Origin of the sequence: Rhodococcus sp. ARC_M12 (genome assembly GCF_022810385.1) — a bacterium.
Taxonomy (GTDB): Bacteria; Actinomycetota; Actinomycetes; order Mycobacteriales; family Mycobacteriaceae; genus Rhodococcoides; species Rhodococcoides navarretei.
Genome location: NZ_JALGQI010000015.1, coordinates 123,984 through 141,485, shown reverse-complemented (window position 1 = coordinate 141,485; position 17,502 = coordinate 123,984). Strand labels below are relative to the sequence as shown.

Sequence of the window (17,502 nt, the reverse complement as noted above, 5' to 3'; positions counted from 1 at the left end):
TCGATCAGGACGAAATGTCGGTCTATCTCGGACGCGAACCAGCTGCTGACCGGCTAGCCTGTGGCGGTGGCAGACACAGAGGTGGGGTACCGACAGATCGCCGACGACACCTGGGCATTCATGCGGCCGCCCGGCAGCTGGGGACAGACCAACACCGGATTGATCGTGGGGCCCGGTTCCGCGTCGATGCTGATCGACACCGTCTGGGACGTGAACTGGGCGCAGCGGATCATTGCCGACACCGCCGAATTGGTTGCCGACGCGCCGATCACCGAGGTGCTCAACACTCACTCGGACGGCGATCACTGGTGGGGAAACGACACCGTCCCCGCCACTGCTCGTATCACCACCAGCGCTGCGTCACTGCACGCCATGAAAGAGGAGACACCACCGAAAGGGGTGAACGCGTTCGCCTCTCTCGGCGCGAAGATCGGCTGGGTGCCGGGACCGGTGGGAGCAATGGGCTCCTACATGAACCGAGTCCGCGGCAACGCCACCTTCCCCACGACGCTGCCGCGATTGCCGGATCACACCTTCGAGACCACCGACACCATCGACGTAGCAGGGCGATCCGTGCACCTGCGCTACCTGGGCCCGGCGCACACCGAGGGCGATCTCATCGCCCACCTCCCCGATGTCGGAGTGGTGTTCGCCGGCGACCTGCTGTTCATCGACGCCACCCCGGTGCTCTGGCACGGCCCGTTGCAGAACTGGATCGACGCCCTCGACCACCTTCTCGAACTCGACGCCTCCGTCTACGTCCCGGGCCACGGACCCCTGTGCGGCACCGACGAGATCCGCGCAGTCCGCAATTACTGGACCTGGGTGTCCGAGGCCGGACGCACGTGCTTCGACGCCGGACTCGACTCCACCGAGGCCGCCCTCAATCTGCTGAAGTCACCCGAATTCGGTCGGTATGCACACTGGGACTCACCGGAACGACTGATCCTGAGCATGAGCACGCTCTACCGCCTGTGGCGAGGGGAGCCCGCTGCGCCACCCACGCTGACGCGTCGAGCACGGGCGTTCGCGGACGCGGGGCGGTTCTTGAGAGAGTGCTAGAACCGCTGCGTCGACGCCGCCGCCTGTGCGAACAGGGTGGACAGATCGAATCGGTCCGCGGCGGGTTCGAGCACGACGGTGGTAGCGCCGGCATCGATCCAGCGTTGCAGGTTGCCGGGGTCGGCATCGGAATCGGACGCTACGGCCACGTAGACGACGATCTCGTGTCCCGGCCCACCGTCGATCTGTTCGATTGCCGTTCGCACCTGATCCGGTGATGTCTCGCTCGTGAGAATGGTGCCCGCGCTCGTGCGGCCGCTGAGCGCCAGAGTTTTCGGTCCGGTCGCCCCGACGAGCAGCGGAAAAGCCTGCGTTGGAGGCCAATTCAGCTGCACATTGTCGAGTGAAACATACCGGCCCTGCACGGTGACGCTCTCGCCTGCCAACAGCGCGGTGAGCGCCGCCATCTGTTCGTCGAGCAATGTCAGAGGCGATTGCACTCGCGCGCCGATCTGGCCCATCCACGACTGCACCCCGTGTCCGAGTCCGACGCGCAGCCGTCCCGGATGAACTCGGGCCGCTGCTGCGATCTCCATGGCTGTGGCTGCCACGTTCCGCATCGGAGTGGGCAACACCCCGACGCCGACGTTCACGCGATCGGTGCTCGCGAGAACCAGTGCAGCAGTGGTCATTCCACCGGAGAAGAAGCAGTCTTCCCACAACCACACCTCGTCGACGCCAGCGCGGTCGGCCGCACGTGCTGCTTCGACTATTGCCTCCGGCGGAACCTCGGGTCGAAGTACGACGCCGATTCGCGTCATTGCAGATCTCCTTCTTCTCAGCGAACGAGGTACGGGGACACCGAACTTCGGTGCTCGTCTATGTCGAGGTCTTTCCCCAGCGGCGGGAAGGCACGTTGCGGGCAGTTCGAGCGTTCGCAGACCCGGCAACCGGCGCCGATCGGCGTCGCAGCGACCGAGCCCTGTACGTCCAGTCCGTCGGCATACACCAGACGTCCGGCGTGGCGGAGTTCGCAACCGAGGCCGATGGCGAAGGTCTTGCCGGGCTGTCCGTAACGCGCGGCCCGACGCTCCACTGTGCGTGCTATCCACAGGTAGTTGCGGCCGTCGGGCATCTCGGCGATCTGCGTCATGATCTTTCCGGGATAGGCGAAAGTCTCGTACACATTCCACAGAGGGCAGGTACCGCCGCTCGACGAGAAGTGAAAGCCGGTGGCGGACTGCCTTTTCGACATATTTCCTGCGCGGTCGACTCGGACGAACGAGAACGGGACGCCCCGCAGCTCGGGTCTCTGCAGGGTGGAGAGCCGATGGCAGACCGTCTCGTAACTGACCGAGAAGAAGGCCGAGAGTCGCTCGATGTCGTAGCGAAAATCCTCGGCAACATCGTGGAAATGGTGATACGGCAACACCGTCGCGGCAGCGAAGTAGTTCGCGAATCCGAGAACCGCCAATTTCTTCGACGACTCGCTCGTGAAGTTTCCCTCGTCGGCCATCTTGTTCAGCAGATCTCCGCATTCGAGGTAGGCCAGTTCGGCTGCGTACCGGAATACCTTCTGCCCACCGGACAGATGTGGTGAAATCTCCAACACTCGCGACTGCGGGTCGAAACGGTGCAGCACGTTCTCGCCGAGGTCGATCCGGTTGACGATCTGGACATCGTGCACCGTCCGGAGCCGCTTGGCGATCTCGCCGCCCAGGTCGGCGCGATGGAATCGGATTCTCGAGGTCAGTGCCTCCGCCGCGGTATCCAGATCGTGCAGATAATTCTGTCGCTGATAGAAGTAGTCGCGCACTTCTTCGTGTGGCTTGCTGATCGAACCACTGCCACTGCCGTCGGAGAAGCGGTCCTCGGTTGCGGCCAGAAGCTGAGCTGTCGTATTGCGGTATCGGCGGTGCATGTTGACCATCGCTCGCGCCAACTGCGGGTGCGAGCTGACCATCTGCGCAATTTCGTGCGCATCGGCGTCGATACCCATGTCCTGATCGAGGGCGACCTCGCGCATCTCGGCGACCAGCCTGGTGTCGTCCTCCGAGGAGAAGAACGAGGTGTCTACGCCGAAAACCTCCGAGATGCGCAGCAGCACCGGAACTGTCAACGGGCGCACGTCGTGCTCGATCTGGTTGAGATAGCTGGCCGAGATGCCCAGCTTCTGCGCCAGCGACACCTGACTCATGCTGCGTTCGCTGCGTAACTGCCGAAGCCGCACGCCGACGAAAGTCTTGGACACAGTGTCAGGCTACGCCTGCGAAGAATTGGCTTAACAGCATTGGCAGATAGCTGCTGGATCACAATGCAGTGCTGTTCGGGAACATTAGCCGAGGTAAAGGCGTATACCGGTATACGAGCTATTCACCACGCACCACGAGGAGCGGTCATGTCCAACCGTCAGCGCACATCCGAAATCGTCAGGGACGTCGTCGTGTTCGTCACGGGAGCCGTGCTCGTGGCTTCCACCGTCTGGCTTCCCGTCCAGGGAGACCAGGAGGTCACCGGAGCCATCCTGGTGCTCGGCATCCTCGCGGCGTCGTCTGCGCTCTGGGCCATCGGATCCGCGTCCAGGCAGAGCCACTGGACCCACGTGGGTCTCGGTCTGTTGCTCGCGGTCTCGCCCGCACTGATGGTGTTCCCGTCCGGCCTACTGGCCGCGGACCTGTTCGCCATCATCGGCGGACTCGTGATCGCCGCCATGGGCGCGCTCGGGGTGCTGGCCTCGCGCCGGGCACCGGTCACCTCTCGGGTGGTTGCGGCCAGTGACGAGCGCAGCGGCGTTCGTATCTGAGATTTCCTGCAACTGGTGCTCCACTCCCGTGGGCGCGTGCGATGAACCTCGTACGCGGGCACGGGAGTGGAGCATTGTGTGCAGTCATCGCCGAGTCGGCTACTGCGACCGGCCTGGTGCAACAGGTGCTCCACTCGATGCGGCAGAACCGCTGGATCCCGCTTACGAGCACGGGAGTGGAGCACCATGTGCAGTCATCGCCTCGATTCCCGACGTCGTCGGATCACCGACGCAATCTCTCCGGCGATGACGTCCGGTGCGGCCAGTACGTCGAATGCCGAGTAGCGCAGCACCAGCCAGCGATCGAGCACCAGCGCGTTCTGCCTGCGCCGATCCTTGCTGAATACCCCGGCTGCACTGTGGAATTCGCGTCCGTCCACTTCGATGATCGTTCGGCTGCGACGGTCGACGAGGTCGCAGATGTACGGACCGACTGCCGCATTCATCTCCAGGTACAGCCCGATCCGGTGCAGCGCGCGTCCCAGTGACCGCTCCGGTTCCGAGGCGAACCTGGTCACTGCCAGCCGAACTTGGCGAGCCAACTCTGCGTTGCCGCGTCGACCCGGGAATCGTTCGAGCAGGCGGAGCAACGACGCGGGGTCGAGTCCGAACTTCAGGCGTTCGTCGATCAGCAACTCGGCCTCGGCGCGGGGGAGTACCGCCAGGCAATCGAGAATCGTCTGTGCGGGCGTGGTGCACGGCAGGGTCTCGACCTCGTCGACGAGCCTGGAATCGAGTGTCCGACGGTGTAGCCGAAGCCATGGCGGTGGCCGCAATCTCGCCGAGCTGGGGACCGTGGCGTCGAGGGTTGTCGGTTCGGTCGTCCAGCCCCGTAAGTAGGCGGCCGACCGGTGACTGAGCACGGCGTCCGGTCGCCACAGCGAAACGGCCCGACACCGATCCATCGTCGACGGTTCCCCGCGCATGTGGACCGTCGGCAGAACACGGGTGAAGTGACGCGAGACGGTGCTGGGGTGGAGTCCGGAGGCCAGGAGCTGCTGGAGGGTGGCGGGGCCGGGAGTGGAGCCTGCGGAATGACCTGTCGGTCTGGGAGTGGAGCCTGCGGAATGACCTGTCGGTCTGGGAGTGGAGCCTGCGGAATGACCTGTCGGTCTGGGAGTGGAGCCTGCGGAATGACCTGTGGGTCTGGGAGTGGAGCCTGCGTCGGGTGTCATGGGTGCAGTGTCGGGGAGCGCTGGGGTGGCGTCGGTGGGCCGACCTGGGGGAATGGAATGCCCTGTGGATAGCTGCGTGTCTGTGGATGAGTGCACGTTGCGCTCCATTCGGAGGCGTCGAGCCGGGGCTCCCCATGGAAGTGGCGTCGAGCGGCGCACCCCGTGAGTGTTCACATTCTGGGATAGACGTAGTGTGATGTCCGTCACGTCGAACCCGAGTTCTGACTCGATTCAGACGTGCCGTTCAAACCGTACAAGCGTCCTGTATGAGTTTTTGTTCATTGCGTTCATCAACTGGGGATTCATCGCTACTGACGAGTAACCGCGCCGTCCGATCGGAGAGGTTTGTCGTGGCCGAAAATTTGCAAAGTTAGCAAGCGTGCAGGGAAAGCTAGCCAAGATTGGCACTAACAACTGGTAGACGCCTGTTTTCCGTTGTGCCATTGTTTTGGAGTACACCAGAAGGGCCTGGCAACGATGTGAAGATTCGTCTCGAGGCAGGCCGAGAAGCAGAAGAGACTGGAGCTGAAGATGTCGACCACCGGCACCCCGAAGACCACCGCCGAGATTCAGCAGGATTGGGACACCAACCCGCGCTGGAAGGGCGTCACCCGTAACTTCACCGCGCAGCAGGTCTCCGACCTCCAGGGCACCGTCGTCGAAGAAGCGACACTCGCTCGCCGCGGCAGCGAGGTCCTGTGGGACCTCGTGAACAACGAGGACTACATCAACTCGCTCGGTGCCCTCACCGGCAACCAGGCCGTGCAGCAGATTCGCGCCGGCCTCCAGGCGATCTACCTCTCCGGCTGGCAGGTCGCAGGCGACGCGAACCTCTCGGGCCACACGTACCCGGACCAGAGCCTCTACCCGGCCAACTCGGTGCCGTCGGTCGTCCGTCGCATCAACAACGCACTCCTGCGCGCCGACGAGATCGCCAAGATCGAGGGCGACACGTCCGTCAAGAACTGGGTTGCACCGATCGTCGCCGACGCCGAAGCCGGCTTCGGTGGCGCACTGAACGCCTACGAGCTGCAGAAGGCCATGATCGTGGCCGGCGCCGCAGGCGTGCACTGGGAGGATCAGCTCGCATCGGAGAAGAAGTGCGGCCACCTCGGCGGCAAGGTTCTCATCCCGACCCAGCAGCACATCCGCACCCTGACCTCGGCGCGGCTCGCGTCCGACGTCGCCGACGTCCCGTCGGTCATCATCGCTCGCACCGACGCCGAGGCAGCCACGCTGATCACCTCCGACGTCGACGAGCGCGACCGTGAGTTCCTGGACGGAACCCGCACCGCAGAAGGCTTCTTCGGCGTCAAGAACGGCATCGAGCCCTGCATCGCTCGCGCCAAGGCCTACGCCCCGTACGCCGACCTCATCTGGATGGAGACCGGCGTGCCGGATCTCGAGGTCGCCAAGAAGTTCTCCGAGTCGGTTCGCAGCGAGTTCCCGGACCAGCTGCTCGCCTACAACTGCTCGCCTTCGTTCAACTGGAAGGCACACCTGGACGACGCGACCATCGCCAAGTTCCAGAAGGAACTCGGAGCCATGGGCTTCAAGTTCCAGTTCATCACCCTCGCAGGCTTCCACTCGCTCAACTACGGCATGTTCGACCTGGCACACGGCTACGCCCGCGAAGGCATGACCGCGTTCGTCGACCTGCAGGAGCGCGAGTTCAAGGCTGCCGAAGAGCGCGGCTTCACCGCCATCAAGCACCAGCGTGAGGTCGGCGCGGGCTACTTCGACCGCATCGCCACCACCGTCGACCCCAACACCTCGACGGCTGCACTGAAGGGCTCCACCGAAGAAGGCCAGTTCCACTGAGCTAGCCCGCCTCCCCGGATCTTCAGCGCACTAGTCAGGCGGTCCGCAACTTTCGTTGCGGGCCGCCTGTTCTGTACGACGAAGGTTTTGGGCGTACCCGATCAGAGTTACCCTCATCTCACTAAAAGCTGTTGTGCTGCAACATTATTGGCTAGGAGTTTTCTGTGACGGTCGAGAGGGTGGGGATCGTCGGAGCGGGACAGATGGGGGCGGGAATCGCGGAGGTCTGCGCCCGCGCACACGTCGATGTGTTGGTCTACGAGCAGACCCGCGAACTGACCGCGGCCGGCCGCAATCGCATCCTCCGATCACTGGACCGCGGCGTCAGCAGCGGCAAGATCACCGAACGCGAACGAGAGAACGCGGCGTGCAGGCTCCGCTTCACCTTCGATCTGGCCGACTTCGCCGATCGCCAACTCGTTGTCGAAGCAGTGCTTGAGGACGAGAAGATCAAGACGGATATCTTCACCGAGCTCGACGCGGTCGTGACCGACCCCGGCGCCGTACTCGCCTCGAACACCTCCTCCATTCCCATCACGACGCTCGGATCCGCTACGACGTCTCCGAACCGAATCATCGGACTGCATTTCTTCAACCCGGTACCGGTGCTGCCACTCGTCGAGCTCGTCACCACCGATGCGACCTCCGAGACGGTCGCCGACCGCGCCGAGCGATTCGCAGGCGACGTTCTCGGCAAGCAGGTGGTGCGGTCGGCCGACCGCTCGGGATTTGTCGTCAACGCGCTGCTCGTGCCGTATCTGCTCTCCGCGATTCGCATGGTCGAATCCGGATTCGCCACCAAGGAAGATGTCGACAAAGCGACCGTGTTGGGACTGGCGCACCCGATGGGCCCGCTCGCGCTCGCCGATCTGATCGGTCTGGACACCGTGAAAGCCATTGCAGATTCCATGTACTCGGAATTCGCGGAACCGTTGTTCGCGCCGCCGCCGCTGCTGCTGCAGATGGTCGGGGCCGGGCAAGTGGGCAAGAAGACCGGAATCGGGTTCTATCGCTACGAGAACGGCCGGGTCGCAAAGTAACCACCGTCTCGTAGCGCTATTGTCGTTTTGCCAGTTCAACCACTTCGATCGCAGGGAGCGTGTCAGTGAGCAAGTCCAAGAAGTCGAACGGTCTGGTACCCAAGGCATTCGGAATCGGGTTGGCCGCCACCGGCGCCGCCCACTTCGTGGTACCCGAGGCCTTCGAAGGAATCACCAAGCTCCCGTTCCCTACGGACACTCGAACGTGGATCAGCCGCAACGGAGCCACTGAACTGGCCGTCGGCGCGGCCATCGCGTACCCCAAGACTCGCAAAATCGGACTGATCGGTCTGGCGGCGTATGTTGGATGGCTCGGCGTGAATATCGCCAAGAACGGCTGAAGTTAGTGTTGCGAACGACTCGTTTGAAATAGGAATAGCCTGGTCGGGGCGGTAGCTGTGTTGCGCTTACACAGATGCGTAGGTAGCAATGTAGTCATGACTTCAGCTACCGCTTACCAGGCCACTGCTCCGGACGCCCCGCTCGAGAAGGCGACGATCGAGCGGCGCGCCGTCGGACCGAACGACATCCTCATCGACGTGAAGTTCGCGGGCATCTGCCACTCCGACATCCACACCGCCCGCAACGAATGGGGCGGCACCTCGTACCCCGTGGTTCCCGGACACGAGATCGCCGGCATCGTTGCCGAGGTCGGCTCCGAGGTGACCAGCCGCAAGGTCGGCGACCGCGTCGGCGTCGGCTGCTTCGTCGACTCCTGTGGCGAGTGTGAGGCATGCAAGGACGGCGACGAGCAGTACTGCACCAAGGGCGTCGTCCAGACCTACAACTCGAAGACCTACGAGGGTGAGTTCACCAACGGTGGATACTCCACCCAGATCGTCGTCACGGAGAAGTTCGTGCTCGGCATCCCCGAGGGCATCGAGCTCGATGTCGCGGCACCGCTGCTGTGCGCAGGCATCACGCTGTACTCGCCGCTCAAGCACTGGGGAGCGGGCCCCGACAAGAAGGTCGCCATCATCGGAATGGGCGGACTCGGACACATCGGCGTCAAGATCGCTCACGCCATGGGTGCGCATGTCACCGTGCTGAGCCAGACCGATGCCAAGGAGGCAGACGGCAAGGCCTACGGTGCCGACGAGTACTACGCCACCAAGGACACCACCGCGCTCAAGGATCTCCAGGGCAAGTTCGACCTGATCCTCAACACCGTCTCGGCCAACCTGCCCATGGGCAAGTACCTGGGACTGCTGGCCCGTAACGGCACCCTCGTCGAGCTCGGTGTTCCCGAGAAGCCCCTCGAGGTGCCTGCATTCAATCTGCTGGCCAACCGTCGCTCGTTCGCGGGCTCGATGGTCGGCGGCATCGCCGAGACCCAGGAAATGCTGGACTTCTGCGCCGAGCACCATATCGGTGCCGAGATCGAGGTCATCCCGGCCGAGAAGATCAACGAGGCATACGACCGCGTCGTCAAGTCCGACGTGCGCTACCGCTTCGTGATCGACGCAGCCACGCTGTAACTGTCTCGTTGTACGCGTGAATGGTCCATTGACCTGCCCAGACGGGGGTCAATGGACCATTCACACCTTCGAAGGGGGTTCAGCTCTCGGCCAGCCGCTTTTTCTCGTGTTCGACGTCGAAATCTGCTGCAGGCCAGTCGAGATCGAGCTTCTCGAGGGCGTCGATGAGAATTTCCGTGACAGCAAGTCTGCTGTACCACTTACGGTCGGACGGAACGACGTACCACGGTGCGTGGTCGGTATCCGTACGATCCAGGACCCGCTGATACGCCTCCCGGTACTGCGGTAGGAAGCCACGCTCGGTCACATCGCCCGGGTTGTACTTCCAGTGCTTGTCCGGTCGATCGAGCCGCTCCTGCAACCGCTTCTTCTGCTCGTCCGCCGAGACGAACAAGGCCACCTTGACGACGACCGTGTCCTCGTCGACCAATTCCTTCTCGAAGGCGTTGATCTCGTCGAATCGCTTCTCCCACACCTGCCGCGGCACGAGATCGTGGACCGCGACGACGAGCACGTCCTCGTAGTGGGACCGATCGAACACCCCGATTCGGCCGGCCCGCGGAAGTGCGTTGCGGATGCGCCACAGATAGTGGTGCTGCTTCTCTTTCTGGGTCGGCACCCCGAACGAGGCGAGGTCGACACCCTGCGGATCGACCATCCCGATGACGTGTTTGACCATGCCGCCCTTGCCCGCGGTGTCCATGCCCTGCAACACCAGCAGGACCGACTTGGTGCCGCCTGCGCGCCCGTGGGCATAGAGCTTTTCCTGGAGCGCCGCAAGTACTGCACCGCGCTGCTCGAGGACGTCGTTGCCGTGTGCTTTCGCGCCGTCGAATCCCGGGGTTGCCGTGAAATCGATGTCCTCCACACGGGGAGATGCGCCGGCGCGCAGCACATCGACGGGCGAGAGCGTCCACAGTTTCGACTTGTCGGCCATAGGCGAGAAGACTACTTCTCTACCATGGGATTCATGGCCCCTACCATCGCAAAAGCAGAAACCGTGTCGCGTGAGGAATTGCTCGAATTCGTCTCCCCGCGGCACCATCACACCCTGATCACCCGCAAGCGCGACGACGGTCTGCAGGTCTCTCCGGTTTCGGCCGGGGTGGACTCGGAAGGCCGCATCGTCATCGCCACCTACCCCGAGCGCGCGAAGGTGCACAACATCCGCCGCAATTCCGCCGTCACGGTGCTGGTGCACAGTGACGACTGGAACGGTGACTACGTGCAGGTCGACGGGACGGCCGAGATCATCGATCTGCCCGACGCCGTCGAGCCGCTGGTGGAGTACTTTCGCAGCATCGCAGGCGAGCACTCGGACTGGGACGAGTACCGCGCGGCGATGGTGAAGCAGGGAAAGTCGTTGATACGCATCGTGATCGACACCTGGGGACCGATCGCCGCGGGTGGATTCCCGCCAGGGAGAGTGTGACAAGCCCGCCCGGGAGAGTGTGATCTAGCTCTTCAGCGGTGCCGCGAAGAGCGGTACGGCATTCTCCAGTGCGTATCGGGTACCTGCCACCGAGGCGGCCGAGAATGCGTTGGACAAGTCGAGGTCACCGAGAACTACGAGGCGTCCGTCGCGTGCCGACGGCAGGCCCTGGATCGACGGGTTCTCGGTGATCACCTCGGGTCCGGTGCCGATGGGGAACATGACGGTGAGGTCGGCGTCGAGGGCAGCGACGTTCTCTTCGGAGAGTTCGATGCTGAACGCTCCCGGCTCGGCGAGGTTCTGGATGGCCGGGGTGTTCGTCATGCCGAGTGATTCGAGGAAGTCGACGCGGGTGTCGCCGCGCACGTAGGCACCGATCTGTCCGCTGTAGAGCGTGCCGACGGCCACGGTCTTGTCGGCGAACTCCGGGTTGGCCGCGATCGTGTCGTCGATCAGCGCCTGGGTGTCGTCGACGAGCTTCGTGCCCTCGTCGACCTTTCCGAGCGCCTCGGCGACGATCTCGGTCTGGCCGTCCCACGTGGTGCCGTAGGCGACGTCGGTTCCCGGTGGTGCCGCGACGGTGGGTGCGATGTCGGACAGCTGGTCGTAGACCGCCTTGTCGTTGGTGCTACGCGTCCAGAGAATCAGGTCCGGGGCCAGAGCGGCAACCGATTCCAAGTCGACGTCGAAGGTGCCGACGATCGTGGGGTCGGTGTCGTAGGACTCGTCGACCCACGGCCCCAAGCCGTTTCCACCGACGCCGAGCCAGTCGCTGGCCCCGACCGGTTCCACGCCGAGGGCCAGCGCGGTCTCTGCGTCCGACCAACCGAGCGCCACCACGCGTTGGGGGTCTGCCGGAACTTCGACGTCACCGAACATGTCGGTGACCACGGCACCACCGGCCTCGGAGGGGTCGGTGGTGTCGCCGTCAGCGGCGTCGGAACTGCACGCGGTGAGGGCGAGGGCAAGGGTGAGGACTGCCGCAGGCAGAGCCACCGAACGAGAGATGCGCATAGGGCACGCTAACCTATCAAGCGCGGAAATGCTCCACGATCTTCGCGCAGAAGGCAGGCAGGTCGTCCGGGTTGCGGCTCGAGACCAGGTTCCCGTCGACGACCACTTCCTCGTCGACGACCGTGCCACCCGCATTGCGGATGTCGGTGCGGATGCTCGGGTAGGACGTCAACGTCCGGCCCTTCACGACGTCGGCCTCGACGAGGGTCCAGGCTCCATGGCAGATGACGCCGACGGGCTTGCGGGCCTGCACGAATGCGCGGACGAACTCGACCGCGTCCGCGTCGACACGAAGTTGGTCGGGGTTGGTGGTTCCGCCGGGCAGAATCAGGGCGTCGAAGTCGTCCGCAGACACGTCGGCGACGACGCGGTCGACGGTGAAGGTGTCGGCGGCATTGACGTCGCTCTCCATGGCTTGGATGTCGCCATGGTCGAGTGCGACCAATGTGACTGTGGCTCCGGCTCTTTCGACGGCTTCGCGGGGCTGAACCAGCTCGACTTGCTCGACGCCGTCAGTGGCGAGAATGGCGATGCGGCGTCCGGTCAGTGTTTCGTTGGTCATACCTGTTCGGATGTCCGACCGGGCCGGATCTCAAACTGACGAGCGATGGTACGAATGGAGACATGAGCGAATCACCCATCGAAACTCCCGCCGAGGATCGCGCGCAGCAGGACCTGCCGATCGTGGACGAGCCGGCCGAGCCGAACGTGGACGATCTGCCCGTCGAGGCCGACGCCCGAGACGTTCTGGACCAGCGAGCCGAGGTGCCACTGGACGACGAGGGGTACGACGAGCGTTAGGACGTTCCGGACTCGTCGACCAGAGGGTGGGGCTGCGACTTGAACTTCGCCGGTGAGCCGTCGGCCATGGCGACCCCGTGGATTCCGCCCCACATCATCATGCAGAGGTAGTCGATCAGGTCGTCCGCCGACATCGACTTGTTGGAGATCCACCAGTGGGTGGCCAGCTGGACCGCACCGACGATGGCGAACGCCCACGGCACCGAGCCGCCCGAGTCCATCTCGCGTTGGCGAAGGCGCTCGCCCAGCACGGTCGAGAGCAACTCGGCGATCATTCGCTCCGACTCCGCGACGACGTCGCGGTTGTTGCCGGCGTTGTTCGCCATGACGTACAGGTACACCTCGGGATCGGTGGCCACCGTCTCGACGTACGCGGTCACCACGACGCGAGTGAGCTCGTACTCGTCCAGCTCGTGCGAGATCGCGGCGTAGATGCGCGGGGCGAGCGTCGTTTCGACGTACCGCGACATGGTCGCGCTCGTCAGATCGTTCTTGTCGGTGAAGTACCGGTAGAGCACGGTCTTGGAGATACCGATCTCCGACGCGATCTCGTCCATTCCGATCTCGCGGCCGCGCAGCCGGATGGCGGCCAATGTGCCGTCGACGAGTTCCTCGCGTCGCGCGATCTTGTGCTCGCGCCACCGACGTTTACGGCCGTCCGGCTTCTCGGCCTTGGGCTTGTCCTCGCTCGGCTCGGACTCGTCCAGCTTTGCCTCCGTCGTATTTCTCGCCACAATGCCACCCTATGCGCCTGCTCCGACACCATTGCAGGCTGTGTCCGGTTGATCCGTCACATTTCTGGGCACAATGTCGGTTGTGCAGCTCATGAACTTCGACGACGAGACCAAACGCCGCGACCTCCGCAAGATGAAAACGGTCGCGACCGGCTTCCTCGTTTTCGCCTCGATCGTCTACCTGTTCTGCCGGTGGCAGGAGTCGACGGGTGCGGGGGCGTGGGTGGGGTACGTGCGCGCGGCGTCGGAGGCGGGCATGGTGGGCGCGCTCGCGGACTGGTTCGCGGTGACGGCGCTGTTCAAGCATCCGCTGGGCATCCCGATTCCGCACACGGCGCTGATCAAGAAGAAGAAGGATCAGCTGGGCGCGAGTCTGAGTTCGTTCGTCGGTAGCAACTTCCTGGCACCCGAGGTGGTGTCGGAGAAGGTCGCGTCGGCTCAGGTTCCGTTGCGCTTGGGCACCTGGCTCGCCCAGCCCGACAATGCCGAACGTGTCGCGGCCGAGGCGGCGACCGTGCTGCACGGTGTCGTCGATGTTCTCAACGACGAGGACATCACGGCCGTCATCGACAGCACCATCGTCCGCCGACTCGCCGATCCGCAGTGGGGACCGCCGATCGGCCGCATTCTCGACGAATTGCTTCGCGAGAACCGTCAGCTGCCGCTCATCGACATGCTCGCCGAGCGCGCTCATCAGTGGGCGCTGGGCAGCCAGGAGATGATCGATCGCGTCGTCGCGCGGGATTCCCCGAACTGGTCGCCGAAGTTCGTCGACACCCTGTTGGGAGAGAAGGTCTACAAGGAACTCGTCGAGTTCACCTGGAAGATCCGCTCCAACCCCGAGCACGATGTGCGCCTGGCCGCCAACAAGTTCCTCGTCGATTACGCCAACGACCTGCAGCACGACCCGGTGACGATCGAGAAGGCCGAGAAGCTCAAGGCTCAGATCATGGGGCGCGAGGAGATCACCGGCCTCGCGGCGGCAACGTGGAAGGTGGCCAAGCGGCTGATCACCGAGTCGGTGGACGATCCGACGAGCACGCTGCGTACCAAGATCAAGGAGAACACCGCCAACCTCGGCGTGCGGCTGCGCGACGACGAGGAACTGCGCGGCAAGGTGGACGGTTGGCTCCTCGGTGGGGCGAGTTACATCGCCGCGAACTACGCGGACGAGATCACCACGATCATCGGCGACACCGTCGCTCGCTGGGACGCCGAGGAAGCGAGCAAGAAGATCGAACTCCAGGTCGGACGCGATCTCCAATTCATTCGCATCAACGGAACCGTCGTCGGTTCCATCGCTGGTCTGGCCATCTACACGATCTCGGATCTGATCTTCGGGCACTAGTGCTAGCAGAGTGCTTGCAATAGTTAGCACCCTTCGGTACCGTCCAGTAGGACACCGAAACAGGAGGCCGAGATGGCCGAGGACGAGGGAGATCTGGTCGCCAAGGCGACCGAAGCGACGCAGGTGGTTGCCGAGGCCGGGGATCTTGTCGCCGCAGTCGTGACGACTGCAGCCCAGGACATCGGCAGCTACATCCGATCCCAACGCGAAGCCGCACAGGTATCGATGCGGCAACTGGCAAGCCGGGCCGGAGTGAGCAACCCCTACCTGAGTCAGATCGAACGCGGACTACGAAACCCGTCCGCAGAAGTGCTAGCGCAGATAGCCAAGGGTCTGCGCGTCTCCTCGGAGGTGCTGTACGTCCGGGCCGGGATCTTGGAAGCGCGTCCCCACGGTCCGGTGCGCGAAGCTCTGCTCGGCGATGAGCACATCACCGAGCGGCAGAAGCAAGTGCTGATCGAGATCTACGACTCGTTCTGTCGTGAGAACGAGTCGACGCAGGAGCCCGAACCCGACGAACAGGAGACACCCGATGTCTGATTCCAAGAACTTCGAGAACGTCAAGACCCCCATCTTCGCAGCCGTCGGTGCAGGCGACGCCGTCGTCCAGGCAGTAGCGGACGTCGTCGCACAGGTGCGTTCGCGCGCCGAGAGCCGCACCAGCGAGGTCAACGCCCGCATCGCAGACCTTTCCGAAGACGTCACCGAGGGCGTCGAGAGCCTGCGCGAGCGTCTGGCGAACCTGCCCGCCGAGCTTCCCGACGAGATCGCCGAGCTCCGCGAGCGGTTCACCCCCGAGGAGCTGCGCAAGGTTGCCGAGGCCTACCTGAAGGTCGCCTCCGATCTGTACACCTCGCTCGCCGAGCGTGGCGAGGAGACCGTCGAGCGCATTCGCCGCACCCCGGCAGTCGAAGAGAGCCTCGAGCGCGCCAACTCCGCTGCCAACGACGTCGTCGACCTCACCGAGCAGGCCCTCGGAACCGTCGCCTCGCAGACTCGCGCAGTCGGCGAGCGCGCCGCTGCCATGGCCGGCCTCGCGTCGGACAAGGTTCGTGAAGGTGCCGAGGAGATCTCCGACGCGGCCGACGAGCTCGCCGAGAACATCGACGAGGCGGGCGACGAGGCCAAGGAGAAGGCCATCGACGCTTCCGACAAGGTGAGCGGCGTGGCGGGCACGGTCGAGGCCAAGACCCGCAGCAACGCGAACTCGCCGATCAAGAAGACGCCTGCTCCGGCAAAGAAGACGGCACCGGCACCGGCCGCGAAGAAGGCCACCCCGGCTCCGGCCAAGAAGGCTCCGGCGAAGAAGACCACTCGCTAAAGCATTCGTAAAGAAAACGACCCCTGCGCCGCGCGGTGCGGGGGTCGTTTCTCGTACACTGGCGGGCGTGATTGCGAGCAGCTTCTCCCAGACGATCTTCCTGATCCTGCAAATCATTTCGATTGCCGGAGCCGCGTTCGCCATTTTTCATGCGCTGCGCCAACGGCCGGATGCGTTTCCCGCGGCCGGAAAGCTGACCAAGAACGCCTGGTTGGGCATTCTGGCGGTGGGACTGTTGCTCACGCTGATCGGCCCGATGGTCATCATGTTCTGGATCATCGGCATCGTCGGAATCGCGGTGTACCTCGTCGACGTCCGACCCAAGATCGACAGTATCCAGCGCGGACCCCGCTGGTAGGTGGTCACATCGACGCCCGCTTCGTTGTGGGCGTACCGTCTACCGCACCCGCCAGGGGGTTCGAGGTAGAGGGGATTTTCAGTGGTTTCACGCAAAGCAGTCGAGTTCGCGCTGTTCGGAATCGGCAGCGCCGCTGCGGCGGCCGGTCTCGGTGCACTCGTCGTTCGGCGACGTCGCCTGCATTCGTTCACCAAGACGACCGACGTCCAGCCCGACGAACTACTGCAATACCCCACCTACGAACCGCACCTCACCGAGGTGGTCACCGATGACGGGGCGCACCTGCACGTTCGGAGCTACGGTGACGCCGATGCCGAACCGATCGTCTTCAGTCACGGCTGGACCTGCTCGGCCGACTACTGGTACCCGCAGATCAATGCGCTCGCCGGCCGCTATCGCGTCATCACCTACGACCAGCGCGGGCACGGCCGCAGTGATGTCGGTACGCGTCCGCTGAGTCCGGACATCCTCGCCGACGACCTCGCCGCAGTTCTCGCCGCGACGGTCGCCGAGGACAACAAGGCCGTCCTGGTCGGGCACAGCATGGGCGGCATGTCGATCATGGCGTGGGCCGGCAACTATCCCGAGCAGGTCGATCGGCTCGTCAGCGCTGTGCTCCTCGCCAGCACTGCCACCGACTCTCTCATCCGCGAAACCACCGTCATCCCGCTGCCGCAGCGTTTCCCCCGAGTGCCCACCCCGGTCGGACGCGCTGTGCTCGGTTCGGCACTTCCGCTGCGGCCGTCGCCGGTGGTGCGTCAGGCCATCAAGTACATCTCGATGGCACCCGGAGCGACACCGGCCGAGGTGGCGTTCTGCGAGAAGATCGTGCTGGAATGCGCGCCTCGGACCCGTGGGGTCTGGGGAGCCGCCCTGACCGACCTCGACATTCGGGAGGCACTGGGGAACATGTCCGTGCCCACCAGCGTGCTCGTCGGCTCGGCCGACCGATTGACCCCGCCGGTGCACGCTCGCAAACTCGCCCGCGCCCTCGACGACCACGACCACTTGAGCCGCCTGATCGTCATCCCGGGCATCGGACACATGAGCTCGGTGGAAGCAATCGACGAATTCAACGCCGAGGTCGTTCGGCTCCGTAACTTGTGAGTCTTCGGGTCGTTCCTGCAGGCTCCACTCCTGAACCGGGTCGGCCCTGCAGGCTCCACTCCTGAACC

General features: G+C 64.1%; 20 protein-coding genes. 13 read left to right on the top strand and 7 right to left on the bottom strand.

Annotated features, from left to right (window positions below; all coding sequences use genetic code 11):
• Positions 1–66 precede the first annotated feature (66 nt).
• Positions 67–1,062 carry an MBL fold metallo-hydrolase gene (locus tag MTX35_RS19285; protein WP_243596494.1) on the top strand — a complete coding sequence of 332 codons (996 nt, stop codon included), beginning with the start codon at positions 67–69 and terminating at the stop codon, positions 1,060–1,062.
• On the opposite strand, the gene MTX35_RS19280 is transcribed toward MTX35_RS19285, so the two are convergent.
• Both MTX35_RS19280 and ramB read right to left on the bottom strand, forming a co-directional pair.
• Complete coding sequence (locus tag MTX35_RS19280; RefSeq protein WP_243596493.1) at positions 1,059–1,823, bottom strand: LLM class flavin-dependent oxidoreductase; 765 nt, start codon at positions 1,821–1,823, stop codon at positions 1,059–1,061. The genes MTX35_RS19285 and MTX35_RS19280 overlap by 4 nt on opposite strands.
• A gap of 17 nt (positions 1,824–1,840) precedes the next feature.
• The gene (gene ramB / locus MTX35_RS19275; RefSeq protein ID WP_243596492.1) at positions 1,841–3,253 is read right to left on the bottom strand and encodes an acetate metabolism transcriptional regulator RamB; all 1,413 of its coding nucleotides are present in this window, start codon (positions 3,251–3,253) and stop codon (positions 1,841–1,843) included.
• A gap of 147 nt (positions 3,254–3,400) precedes the next feature.
• Here ramB and MTX35_RS19270 point away from each other — a divergent pair, with 147 nt between their 5' ends.
• Positions 3,401–3,805 (top strand): hypothetical protein, encoded by a 405-nt coding sequence (locus MTX35_RS19270; protein WP_243596491.1) that lies wholly within the window; start codon positions 3,401–3,403, stop codon positions 3,803–3,805.
• Between the two features lie 194 nt (positions 3,806–3,999).
• Here the strand turns inward: MTX35_RS19270 and MTX35_RS19265 are convergent, their stop codons facing one another.
• Positions 4,000–4,980 (bottom strand): DUF559 domain-containing protein, encoded by a 981-nt coding sequence (locus MTX35_RS19265; protein ID WP_243596490.1) that lies wholly within the window; start codon positions 4,978–4,980, stop codon positions 4,000–4,002.
• A gap of 531 nt (positions 4,981–5,511) precedes the next feature.
• Between MTX35_RS19265 and aceA the strand changes: the two genes are divergently transcribed.
• The 4 genes from aceA to MTX35_RS19245 all read left to right on the top strand — a co-directional run bounded on the left by aceA (position 5,512) and on the right by MTX35_RS19245 (position 9,319).
• On the top strand, positions 5,512–6,801 hold the full coding sequence (gene aceA / locus MTX35_RS19260; protein WP_008713563.1) for an isocitrate lyase: 1,290 nt from the start codon (positions 5,512–5,514) through the stop codon (positions 6,799–6,801).
• A 164-nt stretch (positions 6,802–6,965) separates the two neighbouring features.
• On the top strand, positions 6,966–7,841 hold the full coding sequence (locus MTX35_RS19255) for a 3-hydroxybutyryl-CoA dehydrogenase (RefSeq protein ID WP_308198145.1): 876 nt from the start codon (positions 6,966–6,968) through the stop codon (positions 7,839–7,841).
• A 65-nt stretch (positions 7,842–7,906) separates the two neighbouring features.
• Entirely contained in the window at positions 7,907–8,182 is a 276-nt protein-coding gene (locus MTX35_RS19250; RefSeq protein ID WP_243596489.1) for a hypothetical protein, read from the top strand.
• Positions 8,183–8,278: 96 nt separating this feature from the next.
• The gene (locus tag MTX35_RS19245; protein ID WP_243596488.1) at positions 8,279–9,319 is read left to right on the top strand and encodes an NAD(P)-dependent alcohol dehydrogenase; all 1,041 of its coding nucleotides are present in this window, start codon (positions 8,279–8,281) and stop codon (positions 9,317–9,319) included.
• A 79-nt stretch (positions 9,320–9,398) separates the two neighbouring features.
• Here MTX35_RS19245 and MTX35_RS19240 read toward each other — a convergent pair whose 3' ends face one another.
• Positions 9,399–10,256 carry a PPK2 family polyphosphate kinase gene (locus tag MTX35_RS19240; RefSeq protein WP_243596487.1) on the bottom strand — a complete coding sequence of 286 codons (858 nt, stop codon included), beginning with the start codon at positions 10,254–10,256 and terminating at the stop codon, positions 9,399–9,401.
• A gap of 33 nt (positions 10,257–10,289) precedes the next feature.
• Here MTX35_RS19240 and MTX35_RS19235 point away from each other — a divergent pair, with 33 nt between their 5' ends.
• Complete coding sequence (locus MTX35_RS19235; RefSeq protein WP_032394153.1) at positions 10,290–10,751, top strand: PPOX class F420-dependent oxidoreductase; 462 nt, start codon at positions 10,290–10,292, stop codon at positions 10,749–10,751.
• A gap of 24 nt (positions 10,752–10,775) precedes the next feature.
• Here the strand turns inward: MTX35_RS19235 and MTX35_RS19230 are convergent, their stop codons facing one another.
• Complete coding sequence (locus MTX35_RS19230) at positions 10,776–11,765, bottom strand: iron-siderophore ABC transporter substrate-binding protein (protein ID WP_243596486.1); 990 nt, start codon at positions 11,763–11,765, stop codon at positions 10,776–10,778.
• A gap of 16 nt (positions 11,766–11,781) precedes the next feature.
• Positions 11,782–12,327, bottom strand: a complete 546-nt coding sequence (locus MTX35_RS19225) for a type 1 glutamine amidotransferase domain-containing protein (protein WP_243596485.1) — start codon at positions 12,325–12,327, stop codon at positions 11,782–11,784.
• Positions 12,328–12,389: 62 nt separating this feature from the next.
• Between MTX35_RS19225 and MTX35_RS19220 the strand changes: the two genes are divergently transcribed.
• A complete protein-coding gene (locus MTX35_RS19220) occupies positions 12,390–12,566 on the top strand; it encodes a hypothetical protein (RefSeq protein WP_243596484.1) in 177 nt (58 codons plus the stop codon).
• Here the strand turns inward: MTX35_RS19220 and MTX35_RS19215 are convergent.
• Positions 12,563–13,300: a TetR/AcrR family transcriptional regulator gene (locus tag MTX35_RS19215; RefSeq protein ID WP_243596483.1), complete on the bottom strand. Its 738-nt coding sequence runs from the start codon at positions 13,298–13,300 to the stop codon at positions 12,563–12,565. The genes MTX35_RS19220 and MTX35_RS19215 overlap by 4 nt on opposite strands.
• Positions 13,301–13,373: 73 nt before the next feature.
• Between MTX35_RS19215 and MTX35_RS19210 the strand changes: the two genes are divergently transcribed.
• From MTX35_RS19210 to MTX35_RS19190, 5 genes are all read left to right on the top strand, one after another.
• The gene (locus MTX35_RS19210; protein ID WP_243596482.1) at positions 13,374–14,648 is read left to right on the top strand and encodes a DUF445 domain-containing protein; all 1,275 of its coding nucleotides are present in this window, start codon (positions 13,374–13,376) and stop codon (positions 14,646–14,648) included.
• A 72-nt stretch (positions 14,649–14,720) separates the two neighbouring features.
• Positions 14,721–15,188 carry a helix-turn-helix domain-containing protein gene (locus tag MTX35_RS19205; RefSeq protein ID WP_243596481.1) on the top strand — a complete coding sequence of 156 codons (468 nt, stop codon included), beginning with the start codon at positions 14,721–14,723 and terminating at the stop codon, positions 15,186–15,188.
• On the top strand, positions 15,181–15,969 hold the full coding sequence (locus tag MTX35_RS19200) for a heparin-binding hemagglutinin (RefSeq protein WP_243596480.1): 789 nt from the start codon (positions 15,181–15,183) through the stop codon (positions 15,967–15,969). The genes MTX35_RS19205 and MTX35_RS19200 overlap by 8 nt, the downstream gene beginning before the upstream one ends.
• Before the next feature lie 67 nt (positions 15,970–16,036).
• Entirely contained in the window at positions 16,037–16,327 is a 291-nt protein-coding gene (locus tag MTX35_RS19195; RefSeq protein ID WP_121873494.1) for a DUF2516 family protein, read from the top strand.
• Between the two features lie 81 nt (positions 16,328–16,408).
• Positions 16,409–17,434: an alpha/beta fold hydrolase gene (locus tag MTX35_RS19190; protein WP_243596479.1), complete on the top strand. Its 1,026-nt coding sequence runs from the start codon at positions 16,409–16,411 to the stop codon at positions 17,432–17,434.
• Positions 17,435–17,502: the final 68 nt, after the last annotated feature.